This window comes from Halobium salinum (genome assembly GCF_026586625.1).
GTDB lineage: Archaea > Halobacteriota > Halobacteria > Halobacteriales > Haloferacaceae > Halobium > Halobium salinum.
On sequence record NZ_JAODIW010000008.1, the window covers coordinates 1,023,501 to 1,035,804 of the forward strand.

Genomic DNA, 12,304 nt, shown 5'->3' on the forward strand with positions numbered 1-12,304 from the left:
ATCGTGGATTTCGTTTCCGGTAATTTTACGGCCCCCTCTCCTGATGTCCACCCATGCCACGTGACGACACAGTAAACCGTCGAACGTTCCTGAAAGCCGCCGGCGGGGCCGCGGCCGGCGCGGCACTGGCCGGCTGTGCCGCCGACCCCGACGAGACGACCACCGGCTCCGGTGGCGCAAACGGGAGCGGTGGGGAGGAGACCACGACTGGTGGCGAGGGCGAGACGACCACCGGCAGCGAGGACGGCGGCTCCGGCGGGAGCGGTCAGGTGCTCACCTGGGCTCGCGGCAACGACTCCGGCACGCTCGACCCGCAGAACACCACCAGCGGGGAGGACGTGAAGGTCACGAACCAGATGTACGAGCAGCTGGTGATGTTCGAGCCGGGCAAGACGTCGCTCCGTGCGGGTCTGGCGAAGGACTACACCCTCGAGGGCCAGCAGACGACCGTCACGCTCCGCGAGGGCGTCACGTTCCACAACGGTGAGGAGTTCACGGCGGAGGACGTCGTCGCGACGTACCGACGATTCGTCGACGAGGACTACGAGTACTACCCCGGCGACAGCTACGTCTCCGCGTACGGCCCGTTCACGCTGGGCAACTGGATCGAGAACGTCGAGACGAACGGGGACTACGAGCTGACGATGCAGATGACCCAGAAGTACGCGCCGTTCCTGCGCAACCTCGCCATGTTCGCGGCGAGCATCCTCTCGAAGAAGGCGATTCAGGAGAAGGGTCAGGACCTCTCGAAGGAGCCCGTCGGGACCGGGCCGTTCGCGTTCGACTCGTGGGACACCTCGAACCAGCGCATCCGCCTCACGAGGAACGAGGAGTACTGGGGTGAGGGCGCCAGCGTCGGACAAGTCGTGTTCACCGCCATCGGCTCGAACACGACGCGCGCCCAGACGCTCGACTCCGGCGACGCCGACATCATCGACGGTATCGGCGCGCAGGCGTCGAAGATCATCGAGAACTCCTCGAGCGCCCGCCTCAACCAGGCCGACGGCATCAACGTCGGTTACATGGCGTTCAACATGGCGAAGGTCGAGGAGTTCCGCGACAAGAAGGTCCGACAGGCGGTCTCCTACGCCATCAACACGAAGGCCATCGTCGACACCATCTTCAAGGGCATCGCGAAGCAGGCGAGTCAGCCCATCCCCTCGAACGTGATGGGGTACAACGACAGCCTCTCGCCGTATCCACACGACCCGGAGAAGGCGCAGTCGCTCCTCGACGAGGCCGGCGTCAGCGACTTCTCCTTCGAACTCGCGACGTTCAAGAACCCGCGCACGTACAACCCGTCGCCGCTGCAGGCCGCCCAGACGGTCAAGTCGAACCTCAGCGAGGTCGGCATCGAGGTCACCATCAACCAACAGTCGTTCAACCCGTTCCTCGACTACACGAGCGCGGGCAAGCACGACGCCTGTTTCCTCGGCTGGATGACCGACAACGCCGACCCGGACAACTTCTTCTACGCCCTGCTCCACCCGCAGGTCGACGTTCCCGACGGCCAGGACTGGGTCAGCTTCGACACGGACGGGTACAACACCCTGAACTCCGCCGGGTGGGCGAACGCCGACTACATGAGCCTCGTCGAGGAGGCCCAGACCACCTACGAGGAGGGTGCCCGCCGGTCGAACTACGAGGAGGCCGCGAAGATCGCCCACGACGAGGCGCCGTGGGTGTTCATGGACCACGCCCGCGAACTGCGCGGCGTCCACAGCCGCGTCGAGGGGTTCACCCTCGCACCTATCGGCGGCCCGTTCCTCGCGAACGTCGGCCTCTCGAACTGAGCGACCCGGAACCGGTAGCCCCTTAGCGGCACTCCTTCACACATCCTTCCATGGTCTCGAAGCGTTTCGTCCTCAAACGACTCCTGCTGCTCGTTCCGGTGCTGTTCGGAGTGGCGACGCTCGTGTTCGCCATCCTGCACCTCAGCCCGGGCGACCCGGCGAAGGTAATCGCCGGTCAGCGGGCCTCGCAGGCACAGGTCGAGGCCGTCCGGCAGGACCTCGGGCTCACGCGACCCATCTGGGTCCAGTATCTCGATTTCCTGACGGACGTCCTCGTGTTGAATCTCGGCGAGTCCTACATCGTCCAGCGCGGCGTCCCCGTGCTGACGGTGCTCCGAGCGCGCCTCCCCGTGACGCTCGAACTCGCCATCTTCGGTCAGCTCATCGGCATCCTCGTCGGCATCCCGCTGGGCGTCATCAGCGCGGTCAAGCAGGACACCGCCACCGACCACTTCGCCCGCGTCGGCGCGCTGACGGGCATCAGCATGCCCATCTACTGGTCGGGGCCGCTGCTCATCCTGCTGTTCGCGCAGTTCCTCGGCGTACTCCCCGCCAGCGGTCGCATCGGCTCGGCGTTCGACGTGCCGGTGTACACCGGCCTCATCACGCTCGACAGCTTCGTCTACGGGCTGACCACCGGCGGCTGGGACGCGTTCGCCTCCGCGGCGAGTCACATGCTCCTGCCGGCGGCCGTCATCGGCATCTACGGGACCGCGCTCATCTCGCGGATGATGCGCTCGTCGATGCTCGAAGTCATCAGACAGGACTACATGCGAACCGCCCGTGCGAAGGGCCAGGGCGCGAAGATTACCGTGATGAAACACGGGTTCCAGAACGCGCTCATCCCCGTCATCACCGTCATCGGCATCCAGTTCGGGACGCTGCTCGGCGGCGCCGTCCTCACCGAGACGGTCTTCGGTATCGGCGGCATCGGCACCCTGCTCGTGCAGGCCATCGAGGTCGGCGACTACCCGCTCGTCCAGGGGACCGTGCTCGTGTTCGCGTTCCTGTTCACGCTGGTGAACCTCGGCGTCGACCTGACCTACTCCTACCTGGACCCGCGCATCGACCAATGAATCCACCGAACGCCTCACACCCCCAGCACACACCATGAGCGTCGAAACGGAATCCGCGGAACGGACGACTCAGCGGGGCTTCCTCGCCCGACTTCGAGCGTCGCCGTTCCTCTCCGACCTGCTGTCGAACCGCCTCGCCGTGGCCGGTATCGCCCTCATCCTGGGCATGGTCGCCATCGCGCTGTACGCCCGCCTCGGGGCCGTTTTCGGCATCGCTCCCGACCTCGCCGCGCTGAAGCAGACGAAGATCGGGACGAACCCGAGCCTCGCCGGGCCGAGCCTCGCTCACCCCTTCGGCACCGACCTGCAGGCGCGAGACATCTTCGCGCGCTCGCTGTACGGCGCGTGGATCGCGATGAAGTTCGGCACCATCACCGTCGGCATCTCGACGGTCGCCGGCGTGGGACTCGGCATCATCGCCGCTTACTACGGCGACATCACGGACAACGTCATCATGCGGACGATGGACGTGCTGCTCGCGTTCCCGTCGCTCCTGCTCGCGCTGGCGCTGGTCGCCATCTTCCCCGACGAACTGGGCCTCTGGCGCGCCGTGACCGCGCTGACGCTCGTCTACACGCCGCGGTTCGCCCGCGTCGTCCGTGGGGCCGCGCTGAAGGTGCTCGAAGACGAGTACATCGACGCGACGGTCGCCCTCGGCGCCGCCGACCCGCGCGTGCTCGTTCGGCACGTGATGCCGAACTGCCTCGCACCCATCACCGTCCAGTCGACGCTGAACTTCGGGCTGGCCATCATCGACCTCGCCGCGCTCTCGTTTCTCGGGTTCGGCGCCGGCGCGGGCACCCCCTCGTGGGGTCTGATGCTCGCCAACGGCGTCGACCAGGGGCTCCTCACGGGGGAGTGGTGGTGGTCGTTCTTCCCCGGCCTGATGCTCGCCATCACCGTCCTCGGGTTCAACCTCCTCGGCGACGGGATGCGCGACGCGCTCGACCCGCGGATGCGCGAGGCGGTCGACTAGCGTGACTGGGCGGCGCGACGGGGAGCCGACCCGGTCGGCGTCGGACCAGAGTGGGGCGGCGGCTTCGGCCGGCTCCGACGGCGCCGACGAGGTCGAGATCGTCGGCGTCCTGACCGCCCGCACCCGCCTCGTCGGCACCGCCGCTCTCGTCGGCCTCGTCGCCGGCGTCGTCGGGTTCATCGTCTCGCTTCTCTACTTCGACTCCGTGCGTGCCGCGAGCGACCTCGTCTTCGTCCTCGGCAGCGTCGCCTTCGGCTTCGGTCTGCTCGGCTGGGCCGGCTCGATGCTCGTGAGCAACTCCGTCGGCGCGATGCAGGAGCACCTCGGGACCGCCGAGGGGTGGACCGAGCGCGGCTCGCGGCGGGCGATGGCCCGCATCACCGGCTTCGGCGCCGGCGCGATGGTCGGGGTCGTGGTGGCGACGGTGGCCGCAGGCGGCGTCTGACGGCCGTCGACGGCGGTGGCTCCATGGGTTTGAACCCCCGGCCAGAAGGCCAAAACACGTCTCGCTCTCGGTACGAGTCGCATGACGCTGTTCAGTTCCAGTCGAGACGACGGCACAGAGTCGACGGCCGACGCCGACGAGTCGGCGAACGCGAAGACGGCCGAGAAGGCCGCGAAGAAGGCGAAGCAGGCGAAGCGGAGCGAGGGCGAACCCGAGAGCACCGGCGGCGACGCCGCGCTCGGCGCCGCAATCGCCTCCGTCGGACTCTCGCTGTACACCTACTACGTGCAGGGCGACAAGGAGCAGGGCGTCTTCATCGGCCTCTGGGCGCCGACCATCCTCGGGTTCGCGACGTACCTCAAGCAGAAGTCGACCGAGGAGCGCCTCGAGAACTCGCTGCTCGGCGGGTCCGCCGCGCGTCGCCTGAAGAAGCTCCTGTAGGCGTCCGACACGACGGGACCCCGGGTCCCGGCGAGCGGACCTCGGTCCGGCCCGGGTCGCGACCCCGCAGCAGTATCGACTCGGCTCACAGTCGCGACCCTTCTCTTTCCAGTCGAAACACTCCGAACTCGAAATCCGACACCCACCGGCGACGGGGTCGGATTTACTCCCGCACGTTCTGGCCGACGGCGTCGCCGAAGCTCTCGGTCCCGTCGCGGTCGCGCTCGTATGCGACGTGGCCCCGGACGAGCGTCATGTCGGGGAATACGCCCGTTCGGCCCTCGAACGGCGTCCAGTCACAGTTCGTGTGGAGGTCGTCGCCGCTGACCTCTCGGGGCGTCTCGGGGTCGACGAGGACGAGGTCGGCGTCGTACCCCGCCTCGACGCGGCCCTTCCGCGGGAGGTCGAACACGTCGGCCGGGTTCGCGGCGACGAGGTCGCGCACGCGTTCGTAGGTGAGACGGCCCTCGCGGGCTTCGTTCAGCAGGAGTGGGAGCATCGTCTCGACGCCCGGGACGCCGCTCGGCGCGTCCCATATCGAGGCGTCCTTCTCCTCACGGGTGTGCGGCGCGTGGTCGGTGGCGACGATGTCGACCGTGCCGTCGGCGACGCGCTCGTAGACGGCCTCGCGTCGGTCTTCCGAGCGGAGCGGCGGGTTCATCCGGCCGAACGTGCCGAGGTCGTCAAGGTCGTCACGGGAGAGCAGCAGGTGGTGGGGCGTCACTTCGCAGGTCGCGCCGGCCTCGTGGGCGGCGTCGACGCCCTCGGGCGTGCTGGTGTGAGCGATGTGGATGTCGGCCTCGGAATCCGCACCGACCTCCAGCGCGCGTTCGACGGCCGCCGCCTCGGCCTCCGCCGTCCGATAGGCGCTCCAGGCGTCCGCGTCGTCCCGCTCCTTGGCCCCCTCGTCGAACAGGTCGGCGTCCTCCGCGTGGACCGTCACGGTCACGCCCGCGTCGGCGGCGCGGGCGACGGCGTCGGCGAACAGGTCGGCCTCGATTCCCATGTCGCCGGTGGAGTCCGCGAGGAACACCTCGCCGAGCGCGAACAGCAGACGGTCGAAGAGGGAGTCGGGGTCCCAGTCGGTGGTGACGCCGCCGTTGATACCCCAGTCGACGAGCGAGTCGGCCGCGAACTCGGCCTTCTCGTCGAACGCCTCGCCCGTCGTCGTCGGGGGCGACGTGTTGGGCTGGTCGACGACGGCCGTCACGCCGCCGGCGGCGGCGCTTCGTGAGCCCGAGGCCCACGTCTCCTTGTGCTCGTAGCCGGGTTGGCGGAAGTGGACGTGGGCGTCGATAGCGCCCGGAAGGAGCAGTCGACCGTCGGCGTCGACGACGCGTTCTTCCGGTCGGGGGTCGAGGTCGGTCTCGACCGCCGCGATGCGTTCCCCGTCGACGCGGACGTCCCGGGTGCGACCGTCCGCGAGGACTGCGTTACGAAAGAGCATGGTAGCTACCGGAGCGTGGGCACCCGCGGCTCCTAAAGCCGCGGGTCTCTCCGGGCTCACCACGTCGCCCCGCGTCGACGGTGCGGACGGGTCAATCCTTCGACACCCGTCGCAACCCTTAAATGAATGTCTCCGAATCCGAACGGTAACCCGCGACGGTCGGGGAACCGACCGAGGGGAGGGAGGACCACATGGACCGAATCACGCTACGAATCCCGGAAGCACAGCTCGGAGCACTCGAATCCCGCGTCGACGAGGGGGAGTTCCCGAACCGGAGCGAGGCGATCCGCCACGCCGTCCGCGAATACCTCGGCGAGGAGAGCGAGGCCGACCGGTCGGTTTCGCGGTTCGTCGCGGCGCGGAGTGCAGACGACTGAGCGCCACGACGAGCACGCGTTTATGCGTGCTCGTCTCGCTGACGCGGAGATGCGACTGAGCGCCGCGGCACCGAGCAGTCCTGTCAGCTCGGTGTGCGCTGACGCCGTAGTGTGACGACTAGCCCGGAGCGACCGTGCACCTGAAGATGCGACCGAGCGCCACGACAGCCGGGAGGTGTCTCCGGTCGCTCCCGGGGGAGTTGGGCCACGTCGTTTACCTTCGGACCGGGAGAAGGTGGGGACCAGATGGAACTCGCCGAGGTATGGGAGTTGGCCGTGACGGGGCACTTCACCCTGTTCGCACAGGGGTTCAGCCCGCTGGGCTGGATGCAGACCGTCGAGCAGATGGTGCGTGACGCCACCGGCGTCGTCGGGCTGGCGGTCATCGGCGTCTACTCCTTTCTCGTCGCGGTGGCGCTCCCACTTCCCGGGGAGGTCGTGCTGGCCGCGGAGCTCGAGTTCCCCATCCCGTCGTGGAGCGAGTTCGCCCTGTTGGTGCTGGTGAGTAGCGTCTTCAAGGCCGTCGGAAGCGTCGTCGCGTTCTGGGTCGGCGACCGCTCGGCCGGCCCCATCACGCGGTGGTTCAAGAAGTCGGGCGTCGACCTCGTGGAGTACGGGGAGCGTGCGACCGTGAAGGCGGCGCGGAAGTGGGGGTACGTGGGGCTCGCGATGATACTCTCTATCCCCTTCTTCCCCGACACGGTCACCATCTACGCGTTCTCGGCGCTGGAGGAGAACTACCTCCGCTTCGCCGGCGCGACGTTCGTCGGGAGCGCGGTGCGCCTGCTGTTGGTCGCGACGGTGCTCGCTCCGTTCTTCGACATGGCGTGAGGCGGGAGGGTCCGCCAGTCGGCCGTTCGAGCCGCCCTGCTGCCGACCGACGCGACTGCCCGACGCGACTAACCGGCGTGACTGACCGACGCTACCGGAACAGCCGGTACGCCACCTGCCCGGTGGCGACGGGTTCGGTGTCGCCGCCGGGGGTCGAACTCTCCACCGTCACCGTCGACCAGCCGATCGAGTTGCCGGCGCGGATGACCTCGCCGGTGCCGGTGAGGTCCCCCGACGCCCGCCGGAGGTAGTTCACGTTGAGATTCACCGTCGCGACGCCGCCGTCGAGCGGGTCGTCGAGCATCGTCCGCTGGGCGATACCGCCCGCCGTGTCGATGAGCGTCGCCGCGATGCCGCCGTGGACCGTCGGGGGCGTCACCGTGTTCGTCAGTTTCTCGTCGTAGGGGACGGTGAGCACGACCCGGCCGCGCTCCATCTCGTCGACCTCCGTGCCGAGCCACGAGAGGTAGCCGTGCTCCTGTTCGATGTACTGCTGGACGATGCTCGCCGCCTCGTCCGGGAAGTCGTCGTCCGAGTCCATGCTCGGTCGTGAGCCAGCGGCGGCTTGTAGCCGTCGGTCGGTGCCGGGTGCCGGTTCAGAGGACGCCGTGGTGCTCGTAGAACCGCCGTACCCGAGGGTCGGTCATGAACTGACGTTTCACCTGCGTGTTGAGCATCCCGGGACTCGCGTTCACCTCGACGACCCGGAACCCGTCGTCGGTCGGGAGCACGTCCCAACCCAGGTACGGACACTGCGGCAGTCCGGCCGCCATCCGGCGGACCTCCGCGACGAGGTCGTCCCACCCCGGGACCGTCCGCCCTACGATGGGTTCGCCCGTCGCCGGATGGTCGTCGTACCAGTCGACGCCGATGGGGGGTACCTTGTCGCCGATGTCGGCGGCGTACAGCAGTTCTCCCGTCTCCACGTCGACACCCGCCTGCAGTCCGCCGCGCGAGATGTTGTCGAGGGGAGCCGACGCCGGAGACCCGATGCGGACGTGCGCCCAAGCGATGAACGGCTCCCCGGTCGAGTAGTCCCACATCGTCACGAACCGGACCGTGTTGGCGGACTCCGGGTAGAGTTCGTCCATGAACGCCGACTGTTCGACGTACTCTTGGACGACGTACTCCTCCAGTCCGTCGACGAGCGCCGTGAACTCCGCCTCCGTCCGGTCGTCGCCGTTGACCCGATAGCGGCCGGGTGTGTCGGTCGCGTCGGTCGCCCCGCCAGACTCGACGACGTAGACGCCTTTTCCACCGGCTCCGAACAGCGGTTTCAGGACGACCGGCACACCCGCGTCGAGCAGCGCGTCGATGTACTCCACGGCGTCGACCGACTCGGTGCCCCCGTCGGCCGCTTCACCGCTCCGGCCGGACGGGGTCGGTCCCCCCTTCCCCTGCTCGTAAGCGGGGTATCGCTGAATCCGATTCCCGTCGAGGAGACCGAACAGCGCCGGCAGATGCTCCTCGAAGGGGAGCAACAGCGCGTGGGCGCTCAACTTGTTGTCGAGGACGGCCTTCCAGCGGCCGTTGATGCGGTACGTCAGTCCCTCCTGGTACTCGGAGAGATACCGGTGGCGGCGCTCCGGGGAGAGGTCGAGAAACCCGTCGGCACGACTCGTGAACCCCTCGCGCCAGAGCCAGAGGCGACGACCGAGCGGTATCGAAACGGTGGGACCGGTAGTCAGTTCGTACCGGAGCATCCCGAGCAGGACGCTCGCCCGTCGGCCGAGTTCCGGATACGCCGCCTTCACCCGCCTGTAGAGCGGCTGTCCGGCCGAGTAGGCCGCCCGCATCACAGCGTCTATCACTGGTCGTCGTTCGGCGCTACGGCCCTTCAACGTTGGCTTAACCGGGGCGGCGGGTGGTAGTGATATCCGACCCGTACCGCGTCGCATGTCGATACTTACAATTGTGTCGCCGGAGTAGGCTCGCCGGAACGCGTAGGAGGGTTCAACCGGGGGACGGTGATGCCCGCGTCCCGCGCACCGTCGGCCATGCAACGAGAACTCTTCGGCGTCTTCGGCGACCGCACCACCTTCGACAGTCTCGACGATTCCGACCGATTCGACACCGTCGTCTCCACGGACGAGGCGACCGTCGGGGTGAAAGACGCCTCACAGGGACTTCAGAACCGGACGAGCGTTTACACCGGCGGCGACGGCACCTGTGTCCTCTGGGGGGAGGTCATCGAGAGGGCGGGCGTTTCGGCCGCCGAGTGGCTGCTCGACCGGCTCGACGCGGTCGGCACCGACGCGTTCGGTGAACTCAACGGATCCTATCTCGCCTTCGTCGACCGGGGCGACGGAGCGACGCTCGTGACCGACCCCGTCCGCTCGTGGGAGTGTTACTACACCGACGCGCCGGGGGTCCGTGTCTTCGGAAGCGACGCCGCCCGTGTAGCACGGACCCTCGACGACCCCGTCCTCGACCGGCGCGCGCTGTCGGAGTTCGTCCACTTCGGCATCACCTTCGGCGACCGAACCCCCTTCGAGCGGCTCGAGCGCGTCCCCTTCGACGGGTACCTCACCGCCGACGACACCGGGGCGTGCCGTCGCTTCGTGTACGACCCACAGCCCCCGGCGGAGTTCGACTACGCCCAGGAACTGGCGGACCGACTCGAACGTGCCGTCGAGCGCCGCGTCGGACTCCCCGGGCGCGACGGACTCCTCCTCTCGGCGGGGTACGACTCCCGCGTCCTCCTCTCCGCTCACCCGGGCTTCGACGTGGGGTACACCCTCGGTGACTCGGCGGCGGACGAGGTGCGCGTCTCGAGACGTATCGCGGCGCAGTACGGCATCGACCACGAGACGCTCCCCGTGACCGAGGACTACCTGACCCTCAGTCCCGAAGTCATCCAGTACACGAACGGCCACCGGGAGTCGGTACACATCCATCACCGCGGGAACGACGACGACATCGAGGTCGACAACGTCTACCACGGGATGCTGTTCGACACCCTCTTTCGGGGGTACTTTCTCCCGGACCGGACCCTCGACCTGTTCGGCCGGTCACTCCCGCTCGACGGTCTCGACCCGAACCCGGACGCCCCGCTCCACCTCGCGGCGAAGTTCGGCGGACTGGGAAGCGGGGCGTACCCCGACCCCGGACCGGTCTCGTCGACGGCGACGGAGGCGTTCGCCCGCGAGACCATCGGCGGTGCGTACGAACGGAGCTTCGAACGGGCCGACGACCCCTACAACGCCATCGACCTGGTCGCCGTCCGGCAGAAGCCGACGCTCCCGTTTCGAATCCACCTCGCGGACCGCTACGTCGAGAGCTTCGTCGCCGTCGACCGGGACCTGCTGGAGTGGCACCTGAAGACGCCGCCGGAGCACCGGAACCTGCCGACGTTCCTCGACGCGCTGGAACGGGTCGACCCGGACATCCTGTTCCACGACCCCCCGGACCGCCCCCACCGGTCCTACCGGCTCAACGAGATCGAGCGGTTCCTCCGGGCGAACCTCCCCGGGTTCCGGACGTTCGGTTCGCCCTGGCCCGACCGCGACGACCTCTACGCGCGAAGAGGTCTCGACCGAACGCTGTTCGCCGCCCACGAGAGGGTCCACCCCCTGCCGACGCGGATAAAACTCAGACTCGCTGACCTGCACATCTGGGTCGACTCCGTCGTCGGCTCGTCCGCAACAGCGGGGGACGAACTGCTCGACGTCCTCGTCGGGGAGGTGCCGATGGACCGCGGCGAGCGTCCCTCGACCTGACCCCGGCGGCGACCGAGCCTTCGGCCACACGGCGTCGGTGTCGGGTGCGTCGAGCGCGGCAGCCGGGGTGTCAGGGTCGTCCAGACGCCGAGGGCGTCCGCGAGGGCGACGTAACCGACGGTTCGCCGCGGGGCGGCCCATCACGCGGAAACGGGTGCTTACGTGCGGTGAAGCCGCGACCAGCCGGCGAGATTCCGGTCCATAACAAACCCGTTCGGGTGTCACGAGGGGAGTATGTCCAGCGAACACCTCTCGGCGGCCGAACGCCTCCGGTGGACGGCTGACGACGCACCGCACCGCGACTGGTGGCTCGTCGCCGTCGCGCTGTTCGGCGTCGGCGACCTCCTCCTCACGCTCGTCGGCCTGCTCACCGGCTGGGCGGTCGAGGCCCACCCGCTCGTCGGCCGGCTGGTCGCGACCCACGGAGTGTGGGTGCTCGTCCCACTGAAGCTCGCCGTCATCGGCGTGTTCTACGGTCTCTACCGGGCCGCGCCGCGAGAGATTCGCGTCGGCGTCCCCCTCGGACTGGCACTGCTCGGCGGACTCGTCGTCGCCTGGAACGTGTACGTCCTGTTCGTCGCGAGCGGGCTGGCCTGAGCGGGTCGTCCGGGGCGTTACCGGCTCCGCGGCCGACAGACCGAGGCGTTCCCCGGCCGACTTCGGCACGTGAGCGAACCCGACGAGGACGGCGACCGCGAGGGGAGGAACCGTGACGGTGACCGCGAGGACGGCGACGGCCCCGAGTACGACGTCGACTTCCGCGAGCACCCCGAGTCGTACGAGGTCGGCCGGGGCGAGGAGGGCGTCTTCAAAGTCGAGCCGTACAAGAGCGAACTCCTGCCCCTGTGGGGGTACGCAGACAGGGGGACGGCCGACGAAGCCGGCGAAGCCATCTACCGGCAGTTCCGCGAGTATCGCGACGCCGACGATTTCGTCGGGATGGATATGGCCCGCAAGTACCTCCAGATGGGGTACACCCGGGCGATGCGCTACGCCCGGTACCCCGGCGGGCAGAAGTACGAAGACGACGGGACCGAACGCGACCCCGAACACTGGGCCGACCACGACAAGCGTGAGGCGGCGCTCGTCTACGAGGCTTGGTGGGACCTAGTCGAGGCCGACGAGACGTACGTCGAGGCGCGCGACGAACACCGCGAGCGCCACGGGTGAGCGACGGTGGGGCGTGTGGAGGGTGACCG

At 68.5% G+C, this 12,304-nt stretch carries 13 protein-coding genes; 10 read left to right on the top strand and 3 right to left on the bottom strand.

The features are described 5' to 3' along the window. Positions 1 to 53 precede the first annotated feature (53 nt). The 5 genes from N5095_RS17385 to N5095_RS17405 all read left to right on the top strand — a co-directional run bounded on the left by N5095_RS17385 (position 54) and on the right by N5095_RS17405 (position 4,731). Positions 54 to 1,793, top strand: coding sequence for an ABC transporter substrate-binding protein (locus N5095_RS17385; RefSeq protein ID WP_267624399.1), 1,740 nt, complete (start codon positions 54 to 56; stop codon positions 1,791 to 1,793). Between the two features lie 50 nt (positions 1,794 to 1,843). Next, on the top strand, positions 1,844 to 2,869 hold the full coding sequence (locus N5095_RS17390; protein WP_267624400.1) for an ABC transporter permease: 1,026 nt from the start codon (positions 1,844 to 1,846) through the stop codon (positions 2,867 to 2,869). Between the two features lie 34 nt (positions 2,870 to 2,903). Then, a complete protein-coding gene (locus tag N5095_RS17395; RefSeq protein WP_267624401.1) occupies positions 2,904 to 3,845 on the top strand; it encodes an ABC transporter permease in 942 nt (313 codons plus the stop codon). 1 nt (position 3,846) lies between these two features. Beyond that, entirely contained in the window at positions 3,847 to 4,290 is a 444-nt protein-coding gene (locus tag N5095_RS17400; RefSeq protein ID WP_267624402.1) for a DUF7268 family protein, read from the top strand. An 81-nt stretch (positions 4,291 to 4,371) separates the two neighbouring features. Next, a complete protein-coding gene (locus N5095_RS17405; protein WP_267624403.1) occupies positions 4,372 to 4,731 on the top strand; it encodes a hypothetical protein in 360 nt (119 codons plus the stop codon). 163 nt (positions 4,732 to 4,894) lie between these two features. Here the strand turns inward: N5095_RS17405 and N5095_RS17410 are convergent, their stop codons facing one another. Then, positions 4,895 to 6,178, bottom strand: coding sequence for a dihydroorotase (locus N5095_RS17410; protein WP_267624404.1), 1,284 nt, complete (start codon positions 6,176 to 6,178; stop codon positions 4,895 to 4,897). A 191-nt stretch (positions 6,179 to 6,369) separates the two neighbouring features. Here N5095_RS17410 and N5095_RS17415 point away from each other — a divergent pair, with 191 nt between their 5' ends. Together N5095_RS17415 and N5095_RS17420 are read left to right on the top strand one after the other, a co-directional pair. Beyond that, a complete protein-coding gene (locus N5095_RS17415; RefSeq protein WP_267624405.1) occupies positions 6,370 to 6,555 on the top strand; it encodes a ribbon-helix-helix domain-containing protein in 186 nt (61 codons plus the stop codon). A 246-nt stretch (positions 6,556 to 6,801) separates the two neighbouring features. Then, positions 6,802 to 7,386 carry a VTT domain-containing protein gene (locus tag N5095_RS17420; RefSeq protein ID WP_267624406.1) on the top strand — a complete coding sequence of 195 codons (585 nt, stop codon included), beginning with the start codon at positions 6,802 to 6,804 and terminating at the stop codon, positions 7,384 to 7,386. Between the two features lie 91 nt (positions 7,387 to 7,477). Here the strand turns inward: N5095_RS17420 and N5095_RS17425 are convergent, their stop codons facing one another. Beyond that, positions 7,478 to 7,927 carry a PaaI family thioesterase gene (locus N5095_RS17425; protein WP_267624407.1) on the bottom strand — a complete coding sequence of 150 codons (450 nt, stop codon included), beginning with the start codon at positions 7,925 to 7,927 and terminating at the stop codon, positions 7,478 to 7,480. Positions 7,928 to 7,982: 55 nt separating this feature from the next. Beyond that, the gene (locus N5095_RS17430) at positions 7,983 to 9,197 is read right to left on the bottom strand and encodes a sugar-transfer associated ATP-grasp domain-containing protein (protein WP_267624408.1); all 1,215 of its coding nucleotides are present in this window, start codon (positions 9,195 to 9,197) and stop codon (positions 7,983 to 7,985) included. 186 nt (positions 9,198 to 9,383) lie between these two features. On the opposite strand from N5095_RS17430, the gene N5095_RS17435 reads away from it, so the two are divergent. The 3 genes from N5095_RS17435 to N5095_RS17445 all read left to right on the top strand — a co-directional run bounded on the left by N5095_RS17435 (position 9,384) and on the right by N5095_RS17445 (position 12,275). Then, positions 9,384 to 11,105: an asparagine synthetase B family protein gene (locus tag N5095_RS17435; RefSeq protein WP_267624409.1), complete on the top strand. Its 1,722-nt coding sequence runs from the start codon at positions 9,384 to 9,386 to the stop codon at positions 11,103 to 11,105. A 234-nt stretch (positions 11,106 to 11,339) separates the two neighbouring features. Next, a complete protein-coding gene (locus tag N5095_RS17440) occupies positions 11,340 to 11,702 on the top strand; it encodes a DUF5658 family protein (RefSeq protein ID WP_267624410.1) in 363 nt (120 codons plus the stop codon). 69 nt (positions 11,703 to 11,771) lie between these two features. Beyond that, positions 11,772 to 12,275 carry a DUF4385 domain-containing protein gene (locus N5095_RS17445; protein WP_267624411.1) on the top strand — a complete coding sequence of 168 codons (504 nt, stop codon included), beginning with the start codon at positions 11,772 to 11,774 and terminating at the stop codon, positions 12,273 to 12,275. Positions 12,276 to 12,304: the final 29 nt, after the last annotated feature.